Source organism: Pseudoalteromonas sp. 2CM39R, from assembly GCF_023161845.1.
The window spans coordinates 22,672-44,002 of record NZ_JALNTM010000035.1 but is presented as its reverse complement, the minus strand read 5'-3'; the positions used below and the strand labels follow the sequence as shown (position 1 = coordinate 44,002).

The window sequence follows — 21,331 nt, the reverse complement described above, 5'->3', positions numbered from 1 at the left end:
GGAGTGGTAGTTCAGTTGGTTAGAATACCGGCCTGTCACGCCGGGGGTCGCGGGTTCGAGTCCCGTCCACTCCGCCACTTGTTATTTCCTCAATAACAAGCAATAAATAATTTCCTTATTAATAAATCCTAACATAATTTTTTATCAGCTATCAGCTATCAGCTATCAGCTATCAGCTATCAGCTATCAGCTATCAGCTATCAGCTCGACTCTTCTATACTAACCTGCTAATATTCTTGGCTATTCTTTAATATTCAGCTTCTTATCTCTGCATGAATTACCAAGAATCTAATCTCACTTTAAAAAAGGAAGCATTAAGATGAGTACATTAGGTCAGCAATTAAAGCAGCTAAGAAATAATAAAAAATTGAGCCAACCTGAATTTGCCCAGCAAGCGGGTATAGAGCAGAGTTATTTATCCAAGCTTGAAAACGATAAATCAATTCCCTCCAATGAAATATTTAGAGCTTTATTGATAGCATTAGATCTTTCAATTGATGAGTTTATGAAGCCACTAGTATCGAGTCACGATAAAGTTAGACTGATGCAAATACCAGATGTAGAGCTGTGGTATAAAAGTAAAGCAGTAAAGAGCTCAGCCACACAGCGTAAGGTTATTTATCTCGCAATGTTTTTAATATCTATTGGTTGTGCATTGTTTTATGCAGGACATAAAAACTATGTGTTCAATGAGCGCTTTTACGAATATAAATCACAAGGTGTGATCAAAACAGGTGAACCTCTGAATGTTTTTACTCATTGGAGCAATTATATTATTGAGTCGAATCGAGAAAAAAGAGATGAGAAAAATCGGGAAATGCTGGCCAGAAGGGTACCAAGTTTTAAGTTAATGGATGAGTATGTCGGTGAATCATTTGTTGAAGAGGTTGAGGGAGGTAAACGTGTTTATACTGCAAATGAGCTTTCGCGGACTATGCCACATGCAGGCAATAGTTGGTTTGAGTTTTTAGGTATTTTTGCTGCTGTATTTGGTTTGGCGCTCGCTTTACTGGAACCTAGATTAACCAAGCAATAAAAAGCCTGCGTACATGAAAACGCAGCAGGCTTTAATATAAATTGGCTTACAATTACCCTTGTGGGCCAAAGCGTTCTTTCAAGTAAGTATCTAAAAAGTTTAGGTAGGCGTTGGAGGCGCTGATACGGTTTTCTTTTTTGCTAAAACCGTGGCCTTCATCATCAAATAATACATACTCTACTGGCACACCATTAGCTTTAACCGCAGCAACCAACTCATCGCTTTCAATTTGTAATACGCGTGGATCATTAGCACCTTGAATAACCATTAAAGGCTTAGTGATGTTATCGGCATGAAATAGCGGTGAAATAGCACGGTGACGTTCACCATCGGTGGCAGGATCGCCCATTTCATCGTATAGCGCCTTTTTAAAGCTTTCCCACCATGGTGGAATTGAGTTCAGTGTGCGTACCCAGTTAGTCACACCAAAAATATTGATACCTACTTTGAACTCTTCCGGTTCAAAGGCAAGCGCGGCTGCGGTCATAAAGCCGCCGTAGCTACCACCCATGATGCCGATTTTATCTGCATCGACCCAATCTAGGCTTTGTAAGTGTTTTTTACCGTAGACAATATCTTGTAGATCATCGGTGCCATGTTTTTTATCGTCTAAATGGAAAAATGTTTTACCATAGCCTGAGCTACCGCGGTTATTGACGGCAAAAATAGCATAGCCATGATTAACTAAATGTTGCTGCATTGCGCTATAACCAGTTCGGCTTTGCCCACCTGGGCCGCCATGCACCCAAATAAGTGCAGGTACTTTATTGGTGCTGCTGGCTTGTTTTGGTTTGTATAATACGCCCGGTATTTCTAAATCATCAAAACTTTTAAAGCGCACAATGGTGCTCTCTACTAAGTCGTTTTGATCTATATCTTCACTTAATGTGTTGGTAAGTTGCTTGGCTTCATTACTGCCAACTTGCCAAACAAATAAGTTGCTTGGTGAGGTATCTGAATTTAAATAAAACGCCATGGTTTTCTCATCGCTTGAGAAATTCACACCACGTAGATTTCCCGCAGGTAATTTAGGCATGGCAATTTCATCCGCTGTTTGCGTGTCTTTTACTGTGACCTTTGTGCTGGCATCAGCATTTACACCGCTTACTTGGTAACGCCCAGATTTAGAAAAGTAAATAAAGCTAACGTCCCAATCATCTTTTAATGCTGGGCTGTGCTTGCCTGTGGCGAGCTCATATTGCCACACCTCTGAAAACTCTCCTTTAGCGTCTGTTGAGTAGTATAAATATTTGCTGTCTACAGAGAAGGTCTCAGGCGTATATTGTGCTGGTGTATCGTGTTTTGAAATTAATTGCGGCTTGAGGGTTTTCTTATAGGTATCAAGAATAAACGTATCGCTGTCTTTATTGGTATTATTTTTAGACAGTGCAATGTAGCGTCCATCGGGGCTAATTGCGCCCACATCTAGTCCTTGTGTGTTTTGATAAACGGGCGTGACTTTATAGGTTTTGCTATCTACACGATACAAGTCCATAAACTTGGCATCGCGTTGATTACTGGTAATAAAAAACTGACTGCCATCTTTAGTAAAGCCTGCAAAACTCGCGCGGGTTTCTTCCCCTGGAGTTAAATCTTTGATTGAACCATCAACTTCACGCACATAAACATGGTAGCGCTCATTACCGCCTGAGTCCTTGGTAAATAGTACACGCTCATCATTTGGGAAATAGCGAATAGGGTAGGTGCTGTCTTCAAAATTGGTTAGGCGCGTTTTGCTACCTGTTTTTATGTCAACTTCATACAAGCTGTAAATACCGCTTTCATCGCTACTAACTAGAACTTTATCGCCAGTCGGGGAAAAGCTACTGCCCATGATAGATGTTGTATCAAAAAAGGTTTTAGCGTTATAGGTTTTTACTTGTTGTTTTTGCTCAGTTGCCACAGGGGTAGAGGCTGAATTATTAGATTGACTGCAACCTGTTAATGCAATTGATACTGCACAGGTAATACAAGCAAATTTGAGGGCTTTTTTCATAGATACATTCCTTGGATTATAATTATAGACTTTTAGTGTTAACCGAACGTTTTTTAAACGCAAGTAATTAGCCTATTCGAACTGCAATAAAGTGTTACAAACCATGTAGCCCACGAAAATAGAAAACCAGTTATAATTCACTTTCAAAATCAGGGAGTATTTATGATATAAGTCATTGGGTTACATAAACAGTTTGCTGAAAACGTATTGTACAGTGGCTATAGTGTGCAGTTTTGTGCACCTAAAATATGCATTGAAGCGCCTAATGGCCAAGGTAAAACAACGTTGTTGTTGATGTTGGCAGAGCTCGAAACGCGCCAAAGTGGGCAGATTTTATTTTCTAAAAAAGCATTAACCGAACCGCATAAACAAGTTGCTATAGCCTCAGACTGTATTGCTTTACCTGACTTTCTTACGGCAAAGCAAATTATTAACTTGTCCGTGAATACGCTGGATTGTGATTGGCCAACGACAATAATAGATGGGTTTAATTTCAATGAATTTTTAAATACTCGTTTTGATGCGCTGTCGTCAGGTAATCAAAAGAAATGCCAGTTAATTTTAGCGCTTATGCGTGATGCACCTTATTTACTTCTAGACGAACCCAGCGCAGCACTTGATCAAGCCAGTATTCAGTATTTATTAGTACTGCTTGATGAATATCTAATAGATAAGCCAAATGGGAAAATAGTCATCACCTGCCATGAACCAGCGCCATTTATTGAGCGTGGCTTTGAGTGTATACCGTTATGATTGCAAACTTAAAACAATCAATCGGGCAATATCGCTCTTTTATGGATTATCGTTATCAGGCTTACAAAACTGAACTCACGCAATTATTGTTGCAACTTAAAAACTTTGGCTTGTTATTTCTAGTGGTACTTGGCTCTGCCATGCTTGGTATGATTTTACTGTTGTTTTTAGGGCTGGGAAAAATTATCGATAGCAGCGATGCACCGCAGTATGGTGCACAGATGGCTTGGCTGTATTTGCTGTTGCAAAGTGTCATGTTGAGCGCAATGAAATCTGCTATAAAAAACAGCGCTCAACGTGCCTTTCAACAAACATTGGTGAAGCGATATTGGCTTGGTTTTATGGGTATAAAGCTTTTACTTTTAAGCAATGGCTGGTTGATTGCGAGCCTCATTATCGCGATTGATCTTAGTGTGAGTCAGTGGCTTAGAGTGCCGCATTTCTGGTTGTTTTTACTATTGCAATTTGTGCTCGGCATTTTATGTTTATACAAGCCAATAGCGCTGGTTTATGGTTTTTTGTTATCCGCAGTTTGGGCAACGTTACCGCTTGATGTCAGTCCATTGCTTTATCATAGCGGCTTTGTTCTGTTGTTTGCGCTAAGTACCTTGATGGTCCCTTTTAATGCTACAGCTAAGCTAAAGTTGAATTCACTTACAGGCTTTTGGCTGTTATTTTTTATGCATAATAGCTGGGCTTTGATATGGCGAGGAGCTTTATTACTATGTGTATTTATGGCATCCAAGGTGTTGTTACAAGAGCGCGCTGATTTAGCTGCTATATTCAGTATTTTGTCACTTGCCTTTGTGGTGTTATTTAGTAGCTCACTACAATTTGATTGTCGTCACCTATATCAGCAGTACAGTGTGTTTTTTAACATGCAGAATAAGCAAACAGCATTCTTTGTTAGCTTATTTATTCCTAGCTTAATTGTATTATTACTCGCACTGGTTGGTTTTGTGGCTTTATTTAATCAAGCAAATTGCTTATTGCTAGTAATAGGGGTTGTTTGGTGTTTACTACAACAGGCCTTAGCGCAAAAAAAACCAGCGCATTATGCGCTGGTTTGGATGGTTATAACAGGTGTGTTGCTTAGCTTTTATTAGTAAAGTTAAGCAGCATCTGCCTTTTTAGCTTTAGCTTTGCTATTACGCGCTGCTTTGCCAGCAAGTAAATCTGCAGGGTCAAAGTCATCAACATTAATCACGTCTAGACGATCTTTTTCTACTGCAGCGAGCTTATCGGCTTCTGCTTGGCTTAAAATACCCGCTTCTAAACCCATTTGCGCCACTTTATCAAGCTGGAAGAATGGCAGCTTTACGCCTTTCTCTTTACATACACGCTCAAACAATGGCTCTACTTCTAGAACGTCTTTAAGCGTTTGCTCTTGACGGCCTACAAGGTTAAGCGGTTCGTTTGTAAGGTATACATAGCTTGCTAAACGATTACGTGTTTCGCTAGGAACTTGTAACAACTGCGCTAGTTTGTGCTCAAGTTTGTCGGTAGGTTTACGAACCGGACGACCAAACGGGAATAACAATACTTTTAAAACACCACGTAGTGGAGCCGACGGCATGTTATTGATTAAATCAGCAAGTGCACGCTGGCAGTGGTAAAGGTGATCCTGACAGCTCCATTGAACCAATGCAAAATCTTCTTTTTTACGGCCTTCGTCGTTGTAACGTTTTAGCGTTGCAGATACTAAGTAAAGGTAACTTAATAAGTCGCCTAAACGTGCTGAAATACGTTCTTTACGTTTAAGAGAACCACCAAATACCGCCATGCTAATGTCTGACATAAGTGCAAGTGATGCACTAAAGCGAGACGCAATACGGTAAAACTCTGCAGTTTCGTCTTTGTATGGCACGCTAGTAAAGCGAGCGCCAGTAAGCGCAAGCCACTTAGTACGTACAAGGTTAGACATGGTAAAGCCAATGTGACCCATTAGCGCTTTATCAAATACGTTAAGCGCTTCTTCGCGGTCTTCAATTTCACACGCACCTAGCTCGGTAAGTACAAATGGATGACAACGAATTGCACCTTGACCATAAATAATCATATTACGGGTCAAGATGTTTGCACCTTCAACGGTAATGGCAATAGGTGCACCTTGATAGCCACGACCCAAATAGTTATTTGGCCCAAGCATGATCCCTTTACCGCCTAGCACGTCCATTGCATGAATGGTTGAATCGCGCATTTGCTCGGTAAGGTGGTACTTAATAATCGCCGACACAACTGATGGCTTCTCGCCTAAATCAACCGCGCCCGTAGACATGCTTACTGCAGCGTCTGAGCTGTAAGCATAACCAGCAAGTTTAGCCATTGATTCTTCAACCCCTTCCATTTTACCAATAGGTAAGCGGAATTGACGACGAATACGGCTATAAGCACCGGTTGCTACTGCAATCATTTTAATGCCACCGGCTGAATTTGACGGCAACGTAATAGCACGACCAACCGATAAACATTCAACTAGCATGCGCCAGCCTTGACCAGCCATTTCTGGACCGCCAATAATGTAATCAAGTGGTACAAAAATATCTTTACCGCGAGTAGGGCCATTTTGGAACGGCACATTAAGCGGGAAGTGACGACGACCAATTTCTACCCCAGGGGTATCTGTTGGGATAAGTGCACAGGTAATACCTGGCTCTTTAACGTCGCTTAATAATCCATCAGGATCTTGTAACTTAAATGCTAGACCAAGTACCGTAGCTACAGGCGCAAGTGTTATGTAACGTTTGTTCCATGTAAGGCTTACACCAACTACTTCTTCGCCATTCCATTGCCCTTTACAAACTACACCGTAGTCTGGAATTGAGCTTGCATCAGAACCCGCCTCTGGCGAGGTAAGTGCAAAACATGGAATTTCTTGACCGCTTGCTAAACGCGGTAAGTAATGATTTTTTTGGTCTTCAGTACCATAGTGCTGTAATAGCTCACCTGGGCCTAACGAGTTAGGTACACCAACAATTGACGAAAGCAATGTTGATTTACTGGTTAGTTTTTGCAGTACACACGATTGTGCAAATGCAGAGAATTCTAAGCCGCCGTATTCCTTTTTAATGATCATGGCAAAGAACTTGTTATCTTTTAGATATTGCCATACATCCTGAGGTAAATCAGTCAGCTCATGCGTAGCTTCCCAATCATCAAGCATACTACATACAACTTCAACAGGGCCGTCGATAAATGCCTGCTCTTCAATAGTAAGTTTTGGAACTGGATACTGGTGAAGCTTTTTCCAATCTGGATTACCACAAAATAAATCCGCTTCCCACCACGTAGTACCCGCATCGATTGCTGACTTTTCGGTGTCAGACATACTCGGTGTTACTTTTTTAAAGATGGTGAAAATAGGTTTGATAATGTATTGCTGGCGAATACCAGTAACTGAAAGAGGCACTGCGATGATTAAAAAGATCACCCAGCTAATTAAACCAAAAGCACCAGCAAAGGTACCAATTAATAATGTTGCGGCAGAAACACCAAGTGCTGTGTTCCAACTCGCTCTGTGGTAAAGCGCAATGCTGAGCAGTGCGATTAAACCAAGTGTAAATATGAGTGTCATTGCTAATTCCTTAATAGAGGTCAGACCACCTCGTTTAGAGTAGCGCTAGTAACGCTAAGTTTCAAGTACATTACTTAGATTAAAGTGTAGTTATCGGTACGATTATTACAATGCGTTGTATGTTATACGAACAGTTTGGCTGTAATCGTTTATTTTGGCTTATCATAAAAAAATATAAGCATTAAAAAAATCAATTAATCTAGTAGTAATATAAGTTTAATTAAGTAAATATACTTATGATGATCAGTGTACGCTTATTAAAAATAGAACGATATTCTATGTTTAGCTTTTTAAAGGTTTATTTATTTTATGTGTGAATTACTTGGCATGTCAGCCAATGTGCCAACGGATATTTGTTTTAGTTTTTCAGGGTTGTTGGAGCGTGGTGGAAATACTGGCCCGCATAAAGACGGCTGGGGTATTACTTTTTATGAAGGTAAAGGCTGCAGAACCTTTAAAGATCCAGAGCCAAGTTACCAGTCAGAAATAGCAAAGCTGGTAAAAGCGTACCCAATTAAAAGCGTATCGGTTATTAGTCATATTCGCCAAGGGAATCGTGGTCGGGTGTGTCTTGAAAACACTCATCCGTTTACCCGAGAGTTGTGGGGGCGCGAAATAACCTATGCACACAATGGGCAGCTTTCAAATTATCACGATTTAAAACCAGAGTATTATCGACCTGTGGGAAACACCGACAGTGAACTCGCTTTTTGTTGGTTACTTGACAAAATTCGCGAAAAATACCCAAAGCGTCCAAGTAATATGGCGTCGGTTTTTAGATATGCCGCCAAGCTTTCGCATACACTGCGTGAAAAGGGCGTATTTAATATGTTATTGACCGATGGTGTATTTGTTTTAGCGTATTGTACTAATAACTTACACTATATAACGCGCCGTGCGCCATTTGGTAAAGCTACATTGATTGATGCGGACATGGTGGTCGACTTTCAACAAGAAACCACGCCAAACGATGTAGTGACGGTTATAGCCACAAGGCCTTTGACGAATGATGAGCGCTGGCAAAAAATGCAGCCAGGAGAGTTTGCGTTATTTAAAATGGGTGAATTAATGTAGCTTGGTAGAGTAAAACGAAACCCAGCTTAAAGTTTTAAATTTAAGTATTAAAATGAAAAGCCCAAGTTATGGTCGTCACACTTGGGCCTTTCACCTTGTAAGCAATTTACTCTGGTGATAGTTCGTTTTTCACTTCTGCAGGTAAAGCAGGTGGGTTGATCACGGTAAACGATTTCATTTGCACTTCAAACTGCTCCACACCTTTTTCACCCTTCCACATGCGCACTAGCATGTAATCCATTTCTGGGGCAAACCAGGCTAAAGCTTGGCGTTTATCGTTATCGTATAAGCGTTTAACTTTCACTGCTTCTACATTACCTATAGGCAGAGAAATCATTTCGGTTTCTACCACTTCAAAGTCGTAGTCACGGCAATTACCTTTTTTATCAACCAACGGAAACGAGAAGTTGGTTTTGCCTTTTTTAAGACCTTCACGAACTTGTACTTGATAAGAAATACCATCTTGGAAGTTATCATGCCATTGGCATTTTAACGGGTAATCGCTGGTGTTACTGGTAACAGTTTTGGTTAGACGGTCAAAGTTAATTTCATACTTTTTGTCAGGCCCAGTGCCTGTGCGGATCATCGTGTAATCAATAGGCTCTACTTTATCATTCATAAAGCTAAAGGTTGATGACTCTTGACGTGAGTCAGAGAAAATCATCCATTCAATATCGCTGTGGTAAGTGACTTGGTAGTTATTATTATCGAGTTTTTTTAGTTCACGCTCGGCTTTGCCATGATTAGTGCCTTTGCGCAAAATATCATAACTAGCTTGGTACTGGGTTAACTCGCCTGCAATCAGGCTGGTAGGAAGTAATAAAGTGCCCGCACATAGTAGCCAAGCACTTAATTTTTTATTTTGGGTAGTGCGCGCCGTGTGCAGGAAGTTGTTTTTCGTCAAGAACTGCATAATCTGCTTCCATCGTAAGTCGTTGTTCACTGAACCACTTGACCACCAAAGGATAAATTATGTGCTCTTGCGCATGCACACGTTTAGCGAGCGTGTCTGCTGTATCGTTTGCTAATACAGGCACTTTAGCTTGAAGAATAACGGGTCCGCCATCTAATTCTTCAGTTACAAAGTGAACACTAACGCCGTGAACGTCGTCTTTTGCATCAATTGCTCTTTGGTGGGTATTCAGCCCCTGGTACTTAGGCAACAAAGATGGATGAATGTTCAACATTTTTCCAACATATTTTTGCACTAAGCTAGGAGTTAGAATACGCATAAACCCAGCTAATACAACTAGATTTGGTTCAAAAGAGTCAATTATATGCATTAACTGGGCATCGTAAGCTTCGCGTGAGTCAAACTCTTTATGACTCAGTACTTGCGTAGCAATGCCTACACTTTTTGCACGCTCTAACCCATATGCGTCTGCTTTATTACTAATAACAGCCGCAATATGAGCGTTTATCTCGCCGCTTTCACAGGCATCAATAATGGCTTGTAAATTTGAGCCACTGCCTGAGATTAAAACTACTAGACGAGTGGGTGCCATTACGCAGCACCACCTACAATTTCAACTTGCTCTTCGCCCGCAACCGCATCTTGAATTTCACCAAGGTGCCATGCGTTTTCGCCAAGATCTTTTAAAATGTTTATGCTGTTATCAAGTTGATCTGCAGGTACAACTAACACCATACCTACGCCACAGTTGAATGTGCGGTACATTTCGTGAGTGGTAATATTGCCATTTTCTTGCAACCAACTAAATACAGTAGGCCACTGCCAGCTATCACCTTTAACAACCGCTTTAGCAGATTCAGGTAATACACGAGGGATATTTTCCCAAAAACCGCCACCAGTAATATGCGAAAGCGCATGCACATCTACTTGCTTAAACAACTCAAGTAATGGCTTAACGTAAATGCGTGTTGGTTCTAAAAGGTGCTCACCTAAGGTTTTGCCATCAATCACTTGGTTAGTATCAGCGTTAGAGACTTCTAATACTTTACGAATTAGTGAGAAACCGTTTGAGTGTGGACCACTAGAAGCAAGCGCAATTAGCTGATCGCCTGCGGCTACTTTAGTGCCATCAATAATTTTTGATTTTTCTACCACACCGGTACAAAAGCCTGCCATGTCGTAGTCTTCACCATCATACATACCTGGCATTTCAGCTGTTTCGCCACCAATTAGGGCACAACCTGAAATTTCACAACCTTTACCAATACCGGTTACTACGTCGGCTGCTGTGTCTACATCTAGTTTACCCGTTGCATAGTAATCTAGAAAAAACAGGGGTTCAGCGCCTTGTACTATTAAATCATTTACACACATCGCAACTAAGTCGATACCTACGGTATCGTGCTTTTTAAGGTCAATTGCTAAACGTAACTTAGTGCCAACACCGTCAGTGCCTGCTACAAGTACAGGTTGCTTATAACCTTCAGGAATTTCGCAAAGTGCGCCAAAACCACCAATTCCGCCCATCACTTCAGGACGACGAGTTTTTTTAACTACGCCTTTAATACGCTCAACAAGTGCATTACCAGCGTCGATATCTACGCCCGCGTCTTTATAGCTTAGAGACTGTTTTTGTTCGCTCACAGGTTTTCCTCAAAATAGTTGTTTTGATGCTTACTTAGAAACGCGCGTATTTTACAACAATTGCAGGAGCGCGGCTAGTTGAAATCTATATTTGATTTTAAAGACAAGGACACTTGTCCGCTAATTGTTGCATTAGTAAACAAAAAAAGCGCCCAATGGCGCTTTTTAACATGAAAATAAAAATTAATACTACAAATTAGGCTTTTGCTGTAAGTATCGCTCTAAGTGGAGCAGGGTAGCCTTCAATGGTTTTACTGGTGTCAGTAGGGTCTAAAAAGTCAACTAAAGATTCGTTTTCCATCCAGTCAGTTTTACGCTGCTCGTCGAGCGTTGTAATAGCACAATCTTTAATTTGCACATCTTTAAAGCCAACACGTTCCATCCACAATTTTAATGCCGCAGTGCTTGGAATAAACCATACATTACGCATTTTTGCGTAGCGGTCGGTCGGTACTAAAACGGTGTTTTCATCGCCTTCAATAACTAAAGTTTCAAGTACTAGCTCACCACCAGGGCGAAGCTGTGCCTTTAATTGCGCTAAAAAGTCGATAGGTGAGCGACGGTGATAAAGTACTCCCATCGAAAATACCGTATCAAATGCTTTAAGCTCTGGCAGGGCTTCTACACCTAATGGTAATAAATGCACGTTTTCATCAGGGTTGAAGTGTTTAATTGCCTGAAACTGGCACAAAAATAAGTCAGATGGGTCAATACCCACCACAAACTGTGCACCTTCACCGCGCATACGCCATAAGTGATATCCCGAGCCACAACCAATATCTAATACAGTACGGCCTTTTAATGGCTCAATATGCGGTAGGAGTCGATCCCATTTCCAGTCACTGCGCCATTCTGTATTAATATCGATACCGTGCACATTAAATGGACCTTTTCGCCAAGGCATCATGCGTTTTAATAAATGCGTGGTTTGCTTTTTTTCGCCTTCAGTCATTTCGCCAGGCGCGCCTATTGCTACTTTGCTGACAATATCAACTTGGTTTGTTGATACCTCAGGTAAGTTTTTTAGTACTTTTTGCCATTGAGGCAAATCGCCATGGCTGGCCTCTTGTTGCCAATGCTTTAATTGCGCAGGCAAGGTTTCTAGCCAGTGGCTAAGTGGGCTTTGTGCAATAGCAGCGTAAAATTGGTTAAACCATGCAGACATGTGTCACTCTCTAAATTATTTAATTGCTACCATTGAGCAAAAATTAAAACATTGATACCACACTTGCGTTTGGCTAAAACCAATGTCGCTTAAACGTTGTGTATGTGTGCTAAGTGTATCGGGGCGCATTACGTTTTCAATGGCGGTACGCTTTTGGCTTATTTCTAGCTCAGAGTAGCCATTATGACGTTTAAAGTCGTGGTGCAAGTCAATCAGTAAGTTATCACATTGCTCGTTTTCGGCTTTAATTTTTTCACTTAATAGCAAAACGCCACCGGGCTTTAAATTAGCGTATATTTTTTCAAGTACCGCTTTGCGCTGCGCAGGTGGAATAAACTGCAGAGTAAAATTCATCGCTACTACTGAGGCATTTTGAATATCAAGCTCGTTAATATCACCTAATGTAACCGTTACAGGAACATCAGATCTGAACCCTTGTAAATGGACCTTACAACGCTCCACCATGGCTTGTGAGTTATCTACAGCAATAATATGACAGCTATCAGTTTGAATATTACGGCGCATACTTAGGGTAACCGCCCCTAACGAGCAGCCTAGGTCATACAAATTTGAATTTGGCTGAGCATACTCACCAGCTAATTTTCCCATGGTACTTACTATGGTGGCGTAACCGGGTACCGAGCGTTGGATCATGTCGGGAAATACTTCAACCACGTTTTGATCAAAACTAAAGTCTTTTACTTGTTGCTCAGAGGCATAAATACTGTCTTTTATACTCACGAAGGCAGTCTCTTTGAAAATAATAGTGCTATTTTAACATTTTATGCTGGATAGTCAGTGATAAATTCAGTAGCTTGACTAGAATTATGAAGAATAAGTATAAAAGAGATTATTAAATGAGCAAAAGTAAGGTTATTAGTACCGACGATATATTAGCAACATTATGCCACTCAGTAACGGGTGTACTTTCATCAGCCAGCGGCAACGAGATCAGCTATTCAGCCATGGTGCAAAAAATTACCCGCACATGTATGCGACCAGACATAGGTTGTTTTGTTTTATTTGACGGGGGCTTTACCGGCTTAGTTGTTACCAACTTTACGGCGCAAGCGGCGATGGAAATTTATGGCGATTACATGCGCAATATGGGCATGCCAGAAGACGAAATCGCACATAGTCACTTATCTGATGACGTTTCAAACGTGATGGGTGAGTTGATGAACCAAATAGTGGGCGACTTCACGTCAAAAGTGCGTGAACAGCTGCATACCTCTATTACCCAAAACCAGCCAAAAATGATGGCTATTAATAAGCAAGTGCAAATATCGGTTGATACCACTATGGATCGCCCGCAAGCTCGCCGTGTAACGTTTACGACTCGCAATCAAAATATCTTCTATTTAGAATTAGCGATGGATAAAACAGAGTTTATTAAACTTCACGATTTTGACATTGTAGAAGCTGTAGACCCAGACGACATTATCGCAAACGAAGCCAAGCAAAAAGCGGATAAAGAAAAAGCAAAACAGCCAAAGCAAGATGATAGCGACGACGACTTTATGGCCGAATTAGGGCTTTAACGTTTTTACGTAGGCTGGGTTGAGTGAAACGAAACCCAACGAGCTTTTGAGCCGTCAGTGTGTAGCTATCAGTAAATTATAAAAACGCGATTTCGTATCGCGTTTTTTGATTTAAAACAAATATCTAATTGTGAAAGTCACATTTATCTCTAAAAAGGTCTGTTCTACTGTTAGAATGAAACTTCTCTAAATGTTCAGCTCTCTTTAACATATCATCAAAATACTTTTCAGTAGATAAATTATGCCTAGGCGAAGCACAATAGCTACCTTGAAGTTGCAAAAGAAACTTTATTGAGTCCTCTAAAACAATCGAACTTTCAACATTTTCGATATAGTTTCTATAAGTCTCTTCCATCTCTTTTTTTTGTATTTTTGATACTTCAAGCATTTCTTTAAGTTTATCTGCATTTAAAGAAGCGAATTTAGGAAAAGAGGTTTCTAATTTCATACAAACTATATTATGTTGATCATATGTATCAGTGAGGTTATCCATCGCTTTTTCAAACAAAGCCCTAATATTCATTTTCACTTCTGCTAACTTCATTCTTTCTTCATGTACTCTTGATGCTTTTGCATTGGAAAGCATTTTAAAACTTAGATAAACAGCGAATGTACTGATAATTAAAAAAGTATTGGTTGAATCTTTAATATAAATTCTAAAAAGTAGCCAACTTGCCTTAAAACCATTTTAATTCCTTTTTAAAAGTAAAATATTGATAGAGCTTAAGTCACCTATAAACTCTAATAGGTTTAAAGTAGAAATAAATACATACCTAATCATAAAGATTCTCACCCATCGCAATAGCCACACAAAAAATCCGTAAATCCAGCTCTAGCTGATGGTACTGCGGCTCCATATGGCAGCATAATTTATAAAAGCCTTTGTTATGGTCTTTTTCTTTAAAATGCGCGAGTTCGTGCACCACTAATGCTTTTAATAATGGCTCTGGCGCGCGCAGTAAATCGCTGTTTATTGCTAAATCGTGCTTGCGGGTTTTACCTTGCATACGGTACGTGTGGGTACCGAGCGCATTGGTAACCATATCACCTTGTTTTTTAAACGCAGCGCGGCCAAATGGCGGGGCGTTTTTTAAATACTGCTTTTTAAGCTCAGTAGCATAGCTATACAGTAACTTGTCACTGGTAATACGATGCGCCTGCGGGTACTTTTTAAGTAAATACTCACTTACCTTCCCTGCTTTTATTAGTCCTAATACTTGCTCAACGATATTGGCAGGGTAGCCGGTAAAGTAACGTGCGTATTCACTCATTATTGTCTCTGTATTTTGAATTTATTTTTAAAAAAGTACTTGCTGGTGGGCTTCTTTTTCGCCACTAAATGGATTGAGTACGTTGTGATTATACCCCAAATCTTGGCAAAACTGGCGAGCCAGCAGCGGCGCTTCGCGGTTATCAGCGGTATGAAAAAACACATAGGGGCTTTTGCCCTCATCGAGCCACTGGGTTACTTTGCTAAGCCAAGGTTGATAAAAGGTCTTATAATCGTTTTCTAAATCAGCAATAACAAAGCGCGCCATAGGCTGCGAGCCCGTTGCAATAGCGTGCACTGGTAAATGCGGCTTTTTCTGTTGTGCGTCTATTAGCGCTTCGGTGGTTGGCTTTACCGCAAAGAGCGCCCGAGTATCCATAGCAATGCGATTTATATTGTGTGCCATTAAAAGCTGATTAAGTGCGATTTCGGCCTCACCTTTTTTGAAAAAATCAGGGTGGCGTACCTCAACCCCATAGTTTAGCTCTTTAGGAAGTAACTCAATAAAAGCGGCAAGCTTAGCTAAATGTTGTGGCGCGAACGCTTTAGGTAATTGCAGCATTATTTGCCCTGTTTTTTCAAATAGAGGGCCGAATAAATTAAGCCAATTAGTTAGCTCATGTTGCACGTTAGTAAGTTGGAGTTCGTGACTAAAGCGCCGATGAAATTTAAAGGTAAATTTAAACTCATCAGGTACACTGGCAGCCCATCGTAATACAGTGTCAGGTGAGGGGTCGGCGTAAAAGCTAGTATTACCTTCTACCGAATTAAAATGCTGCGCATATTCGCTAAGCATATCGGCATTTTTACACTGGCGTGAAAATAAATTTCCTTTCCATGCGTTGCTCGACCACTGCGGGCATCCAATATAAAGCATACAAACAAAAGCCTTGTTATAAAGTGCTTGTAGTGTAACAAATAACAAAACGGTGCGCTGTAAATTCAACCCCGAAAGGTAAACACGCCCTAGCATCTTCAACCGACTTGGGTATAATGCAGGGCTTAATTTGATTATTTTGAATTGCTAGCGGTTTTATTTTCATTTTGGTGTTTATAAAAACTTTTAAAACAACGGTGTTTAACCGCTATATGCCTTTTATCTGACAGGAAAACTATGCGCTCTATATACTGCGGACAGCTAAATAAAACTCACGTAGATCAGGAAGTTGAACTATGTGGCTGGATCAACAAACGACGTGACCTTGGCGGACTTATCTTTGTCGATTTACGTGATAGAGAAGGTTTAGTACAAGTTGTATTCGATCCGGAAGTTGAAGGATTAATGGAAACAGCTAACAAACTTCGTCAAGAATTTTGTGTTCAGTTAAAAGGGATTGTACGCGCTCGCCCAGACAGCCAAGTAAATAAAGACATGGCAACCGGCGAAGTAGAAATTTTAGGCACGGGTTTAACTATTATTAACCGCTCTGAGCCTATGCCACTTGATTTTAACCAAGTGAACTCAGAAGAGCGTCGATTAAAATACCGTTACTTAGATTTACGTCGTTTAGAAATGAGCGACCGCATTAAATTACGTGCTAAAGCAAGCAGCTTTGTACGTCGCTTTTTAGATGAAAATGGCTTTTTAGATATCGAAACGCCAGTGCTAACTAAAGCAACGCCTGAAGGTGCTCGCGATTACTTAGTACCGAGTCGTGTTCATAAAGGTAGCTTTTACGCATTACCACAGTCACCACAGTTGTTTAAGCAATTGTTGATGATGTCGGGTTTTGACCGTTACTACCAAATTGTTAAATGTTTCCGTGATGAAGACTTACGTGCTGACCGTCAACCTGAGTTTACTCAAATAGATTTAGAAACCTCGTTCATGAGCTCTGATCAAGTACGTGGCATGACAGAGAAAATGATCCGTGAAATGTGGCAGTCATTACTAAATGTTGATTTAGGTGATTTCCCAATTATGCCTTACTCTGAGGTAATGAGCCTATATGGTTCTGATAAGCCAGACTTACGTAACCCAATGAAGCTTATTGATGTAGCCGATTTAGTAAAAGACGTAGAATTTAAAGTATTCTCAGGCCCAGCAAACGATGAAAAAGGCCGTGTTGCAGTACTAACGGTACCAGGTGGCGCATCACTTTCTCGTAAGCAACTAGATGATTACACTAAGTTTATCGGTATTTACGGTGCTAAAGGTTTAGCATGGATGAAAGTAAATGACCGCGATGCAGGCGTTGAGGGCGTGCAATCGCCAATCGCTAAATTCTTAAATGAAGACGTGATCACGCAGTTACTTGAACGTACTAATGCACAAACAGGCGATATCATTTTATTTGGTGCGGATAAACGCAACACCGTAAATGAAGCCATGGGCGCACTTCGTTTAAAAATTGGTATTGATTTAGAAATCACTAATTTAGATAGCTGGGCACCACTTTGGGTTGTTGACTTCCCAATGTTTGAAGAAGATGACGAAGGCACACTACACGCTGTACACCATCCATTTACTGCACCAAAAGATATTAGTGCCAGTGAGCTTGAAGCAAACCCAGCAGCGGCTATTTCAGATGCTTACGATATGGTATTAAACGGCTACGAAGTGGGCGGTGGCTCGGTACGTATTCACAATGCAGATATGCAAGAAGCGGCATTTAGAATTTTAGGTATTGAAGCGCAAGAGCAGCAAGATAAATTTGGTTTCTTACTTGATGCACTTAAATACGGCACACCACCGCATGCAGGTTTAGCGTTCGGTTTAGACCGTTTAGTTATGTTGCTATGTGGTACTGATAACATTCGTGACGTTATTGCTTTCCCTAAAACCACACAAGCATCGTGTTTATTAACCGATGCGCCTAGCAAAGCAAACAGCGATTCGCTGACAGAGCTTGCTATTAGTGTAGTTGAGAAAGAATTACCAAGCGCAGAATAAAGCTAGTTAAACCATAGTCTTTAGTTAGATCAAAACCCCTTAGGCTAAATACCTAAGGGGTTTTTTGTTTGGCATAACCCAATTTAGGTGCTTTATATTTATGAGTGAGCTATTTAAAGATAGTCATTATTTCGATCAGCCATTTTTAAACTTTACAGCAAATGCAAAGCGCTTTAGCGATATTGAGTTTGAACAATGTCAGTTTATTGATTGCGATTTTAGTCACAGCCAGTTTAATGCCTGTCGGTTTATAGAGTGTGAGTTTATTAACTGTAATTTGACTGAGCTTAATTGGAATTACAGCTCACTAGAAGAGGTGAGCTTTGCAAATTGTAAACTCAATAGCATAATGTGGGGACAAGTAAATTGGCCGCAATTAGCGCTAACGTCACCGGTGAGTTTTAAACAGTGTGAGCTGAGCCATAGTTCGTTTTTTGAATTACAGTTAAAAGCCTTAACAATGACGAACTGTTTTGCCAAAGATGTTGATTTTAGGCACGCTAACTTAGCTCAAAGCAACTTCTCGGATACTGACTTTAGAGACAGCCTGTTTCATCAAACTAATTTGAGAAAAGCAAACTTTGTTAGCGCAACGCAATTTAATATTGATATAACAAGCAATGATGTGAGTAATGCAAAGTTTGAACGGCTTGAAGCGTTAAATTTATTAGCTGGACTTGATATCGAGCTGGTTGATTAGCCGCAAGAGCTTACGGCTAATCCGTTATTATATTTGCTATTAGCAAGCAGGGCCATTTTTGTTGCGCGCGCTAGCAAGTGCACGGGCTATGCTCAATAGCTCTGGCGAAATATCATCAGCGCCACCTTTAATCAGTTTGGTTACATCACCAGATGAATATAAGCTATCACGCGGCGATTTAATTCCCAGCTCTCTCACAAAATCTTTGGTTTTACCTGTACTGCCGGTTTCAATGAACTTAAAAATAATCCGTTCATTGTTACTTTTCGGCTCGGCTTGTAACACTTTAATTTCTTCTTGGTAGGCTTCAATTCTGCTTTGGAGAATGTCGATGCGTTGTTCAATGCTGCTATATGATTTCATGAATGGATTCTTTTGCGATAATAGTAAAACAATAATCGCTATTATCGCACAAATTAGCAAAGGCGCGCGCTAACCTTTATAATAAAAATTAATGTTAGTTAAAAATGTATATGTAATACAAGGGAATGCATGTTAAAAATTATAAAAAAGCGCTTAATGTTAAGTGCACTGACTTTAAGTTCTACGCTATTTGCATCATCAAGTTATGCCCAAGACGATGCAATCATTGATGAAAGTCGTAATCGCTCTATACCTGTAAATATTACCCTACCAGCTAACCACCTTAAGTGCAGCGCGCAATTAAAATGCCCAGTGGTATTTGTAAATGCAGGGTATGGCATTAGCCACGATGAATACACCTTTGCGAGTAAGTTATTTAATGCGCAAGGCTATTTAAGCATTGCGGTAGCACATGAACTTAAAAGTGACCCTGCACTTAATCGTGCGCAGCCATACCTAACTACTCGTATGGAAAATTGGCACCGGGGTGTTGTAACCCTCAAATTTTTAGTCAACGAGCTAAGTGTTAAATACCCTGAGTATGATTTTACAAAACTCACTTTATTTGGTCACTCAAATGGTGGAGATATTTCAGCCTTGTATGCAGCTATTTATCCAAGTGAAGTAAGCCAATTAATTACGCTCGATCACCGCCGCATGTTATTGCCACGCAATAAAAACACACGCGTGCTCACACTGCGCGGTAGTGATTATCCAGCCGATGCAAACGTGCTTTTAACCGACCAAGAGTTAACCGTTTATCCTGTTACGCAAACGTTGATAGAAATATCACGTCACAACGATATGTACGATGGCGGGCCTAAATGGCTGGTGGATAGAATGAGTAAAGAGGTAGCGGCGTTTTTAGAAAATTAAACGATACAGTCAGTTTTTAAATTAAAATCCTAAATATAGCGCAGGGCTTACTGCGCTATTTTTGTTTTAGTTACCCCACTAATTCACTAACCACCAAAGGGCTGTTATGTAGCGTTTTATGCACAGGGCATTTGTCGGCTATTTCGAGTAATCGATTTCGCTGAGCGTCAGTTAAATCACCTATCAGGGTGATTTTTCGGGTGATGGCCTCTAGATTGCCGGTTTTTTCACAATCATCACAATCTTGGTTGTAATTGCGGGTATGGTTGAGCTCTACTTTTATGTGCTCTAGCGGCAACTCTTTGCGACTTGCATACATGCGAAGTGTCATTGCAGTACAAGCTCCAAGCCCAGCGAGTAAATGATCATAAGGGTCTGGGCCTAAGTTTTTACCACCAACATCAGTAGGCTCATCAGCAAGCCATGTATGGTTTTTAGTACTCACGTGCTGAGTGAATTTATGATCTTTTTCTTCAACTAATACACTGCCGTTAGTTAATTTTGCACTATAGGGTGTTTTATCGTATTCAACATAGTGATTAGCCCACGTAGCAATAACATCAGCTGCGTAGTTAGCGTCTTCTTTATTGCTGAGTAAGTGATCGGCATTATCTAAACTTATAAAGCTTTTTGGATGCTTAGCAGCGGCGTAATTTTTTCGGCTTCACTAATATTCACGGTGGCATCAATAGGAGAGTGCATAACTAACAAAGCACGCTTAAGCTTACTTATATGGCTGTTATCGTATTTAGCGATGTCATCTATAAATTGTTTTTTAATCGTAAATTCTCGCCCGGCTAAACACACTTTTGCTTCACCCAATTGGTTTATTTCATCTAAATGAGCAGCAAAGTTATGAGTAACATGCTGGGCATCTGATGGCGCACCTATAGTCGTAATGGCCGATACTTCGGGTATGTGCTCAGCACCGCAGCACCACCTAAACTGTGGCCTATCAATAACTGAGGTGCTTTAAAGTGTGTTCTTAAGTGATTGGCTGCAGCCACTAAGTCTTGAATGTTTGATGAAAAGTTACTGTTGGCAAAGTCACCATCGCTATTACCAAGCCCAGTAAAATCAAAGCGTAATACAGCAATGCCTTGCTGAGTGAGCGCGCGACTTATTCGTGTTGCAGCCGCTACATCTTTAGAGCAGGTAAAACAGTGAGCAAATAAGGCATAAAATTTCACTTCACCAGAGGGGTGTTCAAGTTGTCCAGCGAGTTCTAATTCACCGCTTTTAAAAGAAACTTTTTGTCGCATGTAGAGGCCTTAGAAAGTTGATATAGTGTGTAACGCTGATAAGGAAGAGATTGGTACGATGGGGTGAAAATTCAATACAAGCGTTATTTTGATCTTGATCAAGGCTGAGAAGGCTTGCTTACTGAGTGCGGACATATGTCCTTATAATTTCAAGGGGGTTTGTCTATCCTCGCACAGCATAAAAATGCAGCCTTTATTACTTGAATTAAGTAGTTAAGCTATATTTGAATGTAATACTAATTTCGTGTAGACCTGTGGCTTAAGCGAATTA

At 40.5% G+C, this 21,331-nt stretch carries 19 protein-coding genes, 1 tRNA gene and 1 pseudogene; 9 read left to right on the top strand and 12 right to left on the bottom strand.

Annotation, left to right across the window (positions count from 1 at the left end; genetic code table 11):
• Both MTF66_RS36250 and MTF66_RS36245 read left to right on the top strand, forming a co-directional pair.
• Nucleotides 1-77, top strand: a tRNA-Asp gene (locus MTF66_RS36250).
• A gap of 242 nt (nt 78-319) precedes the next feature.
• On the top strand, nt 320-1,036 hold the full coding sequence (locus MTF66_RS36245; protein ID WP_008111733.1) for a helix-turn-helix domain-containing protein: 717 nt from the start codon (nt 320-322) through the stop codon (nt 1,034-1,036).
• 52 nt (nt 1,037-1,088) lie between these two features.
• Here the strand turns inward: MTF66_RS36245 and MTF66_RS36240 are convergent, their stop codons facing one another.
• Entirely contained in the window at nt 1,089-3,032 is a 1,944-nt protein-coding gene (locus MTF66_RS36240; protein WP_055011757.1) for a S9 family peptidase, read from the bottom strand.
• A gap of 225 nt (nt 3,033-3,257) precedes the next feature.
• Between MTF66_RS36240 and MTF66_RS36235 the strand changes: the two genes are divergently transcribed.
• Both MTF66_RS36235 and MTF66_RS36230 read left to right on the top strand, forming a co-directional pair.
• The gene (locus tag MTF66_RS36235; protein WP_248530174.1) at nt 3,258-3,785 is read left to right on the top strand and encodes an ATP-binding cassette domain-containing protein; all 528 of its coding nucleotides are present in this window, start codon (nt 3,258-3,260) and stop codon (nt 3,783-3,785) included.
• Complete coding sequence (locus tag MTF66_RS36230) at nt 3,782-4,891, top strand: DUF6136 family protein (protein ID WP_138623436.1); 1,110 nt, start codon at nt 3,782-3,784, stop codon at nt 4,889-4,891. The genes MTF66_RS36235 and MTF66_RS36230 overlap by 4 nt, the downstream gene beginning before the upstream one ends.
• Nucleotides 4,892-4,896: 5 nt before the next feature.
• Here the strand turns inward: MTF66_RS36230 and fadE are convergent, their stop codons facing one another.
• Nucleotides 4,897-7,359: an acyl-CoA dehydrogenase FadE gene (gene fadE, locus MTF66_RS36225; protein ID WP_010391432.1), complete on the bottom strand. Its 2,463-nt coding sequence runs from the start codon at nt 7,357-7,359 to the stop codon at nt 4,897-4,899.
• 309 nt (nt 7,360-7,668) lie between these two features.
• Here fadE and MTF66_RS36220 point away from each other — a divergent pair, with 309 nt between their 5' ends.
• Entirely contained in the window at nt 7,669-8,433 is a 765-nt protein-coding gene (locus MTF66_RS36220) for a class II glutamine amidotransferase (protein ID WP_008111650.1), read from the top strand.
• Between the two features lie 106 nt (nt 8,434-8,539).
• On the opposite strand, the gene MTF66_RS36215 is transcribed toward MTF66_RS36220, so the two are convergent.
• The 5 genes from MTF66_RS36215 to cmoA all read right to left on the bottom strand — a co-directional run bounded on the left by MTF66_RS36215 (nt 8,540) and on the right by cmoA (nt 12,896).
• On the bottom strand, nt 8,540-9,337 hold the full coding sequence (locus MTF66_RS36215) for a DUF3108 domain-containing protein (RefSeq protein WP_041709110.1): 798 nt from the start codon (nt 9,335-9,337) through the stop codon (nt 8,540-8,542).
• Nucleotides 9,291-9,938 (bottom strand): phosphoribosylglycinamide formyltransferase, encoded by a 648-nt coding sequence (purN, locus tag MTF66_RS36210; RefSeq protein WP_054202175.1) that lies wholly within the window; start codon nt 9,936-9,938, stop codon nt 9,291-9,293. The genes MTF66_RS36215 and purN overlap by 47 nt, the downstream gene beginning before the upstream one ends.
• Nucleotides 9,938-10,990 (bottom strand): phosphoribosylformylglycinamidine cyclo-ligase, encoded by a 1,053-nt coding sequence (gene purM, locus MTF66_RS36205; RefSeq protein WP_055011761.1) that lies wholly within the window; start codon nt 10,988-10,990, stop codon nt 9,938-9,940. Before purM ends, purN begins: the two co-directional genes overlap by 1 nt.
• A 196-nt stretch (nt 10,991-11,186) precedes the next feature.
• The gene (cmoB, locus tag MTF66_RS36200; RefSeq protein WP_010391439.1) at nt 11,187-12,155 is read right to left on the bottom strand and encodes a tRNA 5-methoxyuridine(34)/uridine 5-oxyacetic acid(34) synthase CmoB; all 969 of its coding nucleotides are present in this window, start codon (nt 12,153-12,155) and stop codon (nt 11,187-11,189) included.
• 15 nt (nt 12,156-12,170) lie between these two features.
• The gene (gene cmoA, locus MTF66_RS36195) at nt 12,171-12,896 is read right to left on the bottom strand and encodes a carboxy-S-adenosyl-L-methionine synthase CmoA (RefSeq protein ID WP_008111640.1); all 726 of its coding nucleotides are present in this window, start codon (nt 12,894-12,896) and stop codon (nt 12,171-12,173) included.
• Nucleotides 12,897-13,012: 116 nt separating this feature from the next.
• Between cmoA and MTF66_RS36190 the strand changes: the two genes are divergently transcribed.
• The gene (locus tag MTF66_RS36190) at nt 13,013-13,696 is read left to right on the top strand and encodes a DUF3334 family protein (RefSeq protein ID WP_010391441.1); all 684 of its coding nucleotides are present in this window, start codon (nt 13,013-13,015) and stop codon (nt 13,694-13,696) included.
• Between the two features lie 124 nt (nt 13,697-13,820).
• On the opposite strand, the gene MTF66_RS36185 is transcribed toward MTF66_RS36190, so the two are convergent.
• The 3 genes from MTF66_RS36185 to MTF66_RS36175 form a co-directional block, all read right to left on the bottom strand.
• A complete protein-coding gene (locus tag MTF66_RS36185) occupies nt 13,821-14,240 on the bottom strand; it encodes a hypothetical protein (RefSeq protein WP_171043284.1) in 420 nt (139 codons plus the stop codon).
• A 229-nt stretch (nt 14,241-14,469) separates the two neighbouring features.
• A complete protein-coding gene (locus tag MTF66_RS36180) occupies nt 14,470-14,967 on the bottom strand; it encodes a M48 family metallopeptidase (protein WP_248530173.1) in 498 nt (165 codons plus the stop codon).
• Nucleotides 14,968-14,994: 27 nt separating this feature from the next.
• Complete coding sequence (locus MTF66_RS36175) at nt 14,995-15,843, bottom strand: DUF72 domain-containing protein (RefSeq protein ID WP_248530172.1); 849 nt, start codon at nt 15,841-15,843, stop codon at nt 14,995-14,997.
• Nucleotides 15,844-16,080: 237 nt separating this feature from the next.
• On the opposite strand from MTF66_RS36175, the gene aspS reads away from it, so the two are divergent.
• Nucleotides 16,081-17,859, top strand: a complete 1,779-nt coding sequence (gene aspS, locus MTF66_RS36170) for an aspartate--tRNA ligase (protein WP_248530171.1) — start codon at nt 16,081-16,083, stop codon at nt 17,857-17,859.
• A 100-nt stretch (nt 17,860-17,959) separates the two neighbouring features.
• On the top strand, nt 17,960-18,559 hold the full coding sequence (locus tag MTF66_RS36165; protein WP_248530170.1) for a pentapeptide repeat-containing protein: 600 nt from the start codon (nt 17,960-17,962) through the stop codon (nt 18,557-18,559).
• 39 nt (nt 18,560-18,598) lie between these two features.
• Here the strand turns inward: MTF66_RS36165 and MTF66_RS36160 are convergent, their stop codons facing one another.
• Nucleotides 18,599-18,922 (bottom strand): hypothetical protein, encoded by a 324-nt coding sequence (locus tag MTF66_RS36160; RefSeq protein ID WP_248530169.1) that lies wholly within the window; start codon nt 18,920-18,922, stop codon nt 18,599-18,601.
• Nucleotides 18,923-19,051: 129 nt separating this feature from the next.
• On the opposite strand from MTF66_RS36160, the gene MTF66_RS36155 reads away from it, so the two are divergent.
• Nucleotides 19,052-19,798 (top strand): alpha/beta hydrolase, encoded by a 747-nt coding sequence (locus tag MTF66_RS36155; RefSeq protein ID WP_248530168.1) that lies wholly within the window; start codon nt 19,052-19,054, stop codon nt 19,796-19,798.
• Between the two features lie 70 nt (nt 19,799-19,868).
• Here the strand turns inward: MTF66_RS36155 and MTF66_RS36150 are convergent.
• Nucleotides 19,869-21,060 (bottom strand): annotated as a pseudogene (locus MTF66_RS36150) (alpha/beta fold hydrolase).
• Nucleotides 21,061-21,331 lie beyond the last annotated feature (271 nt).

Excerpts from the sequence above, each read along its gene's own strand:
- MTF66_RS36245 (WP_008111733.1), top strand. The coding sequence starts at position 320 with ATGAGTACATTAGGTCAGCAATTAAAGCAGCTAAGAAATAATAAAAAA.
- MTF66_RS36240 (WP_055011757.1), bottom strand. The coding sequence starts at position 3,032 with ATGAAAAAAGCCCTCAAATTTGCTTGTATTACCTGTGCAGTATCAATT.
- MTF66_RS36230 (WP_138623436.1), top strand. The coding sequence starts at position 3,782 with ATGATTGCAAACTTAAAACAATCAATCGGGCAATATCGCTCTTTTATG.
- fadE (WP_010391432.1), bottom strand. The coding sequence starts at position 7,359 with ATGACACTCATATTTACACTTGGTTTAATCGCACTGCTCAGCATTGCG.
- MTF66_RS36220 (WP_008111650.1), top strand. The coding sequence starts at position 7,669 with ATGTGTGAATTACTTGGCATGTCAGCCAATGTGCCAACGGATATTTGT.
- purN (WP_054202175.1), bottom strand. The coding sequence starts at position 9,938 with ATGGCACCCACTCGTCTAGTAGTTTTAATCTCAGGCAGTGGCTCAAAT.
- cmoB (WP_010391439.1), bottom strand. The coding sequence starts at position 12,155 with ATGTCTGCATGGTTTAACCAATTTTACGCTGCTATTGCACAAAGCCCA.
- MTF66_RS36190 (WP_010391441.1), top strand. The coding sequence starts at position 13,013 with ATGAGCAAAAGTAAGGTTATTAGTACCGACGATATATTAGCAACATTA.
- MTF66_RS36185 (WP_171043284.1), bottom strand. The coding sequence starts at position 14,240 with ATGAAGTTAGCAGAAGTGAAAATGAATATTAGGGCTTTGTTTGAAAAA.
- MTF66_RS36180 (WP_248530173.1), bottom strand. The coding sequence starts at position 14,967 with ATGAGTGAATACGCACGTTACTTTACCGGCTACCCTGCCAATATCGTT.
- MTF66_RS36175 (WP_248530172.1), bottom strand. The coding sequence starts at position 15,843 with ATGCTTTATATTGGATGCCCGCAGTGGTCGAGCAACGCATGGAAAGGA.
- aspS (WP_248530171.1), top strand. The coding sequence starts at position 16,081 with ATGCGCTCTATATACTGCGGACAGCTAAATAAAACTCACGTAGATCAG.
- MTF66_RS36165 (WP_248530170.1), top strand. The coding sequence starts at position 17,960 with ATGAGTGAGCTATTTAAAGATAGTCATTATTTCGATCAGCCATTTTTA.
- MTF66_RS36160 (WP_248530169.1), bottom strand. The coding sequence starts at position 18,922 with ATGAAATCATATAGCAGCATTGAACAACGCATCGACATTCTCCAAAGC.
- MTF66_RS36155 (WP_248530168.1), top strand. The coding sequence starts at position 19,052 with ATGTTAAAAATTATAAAAAAGCGCTTAATGTTAAGTGCACTGACTTTA.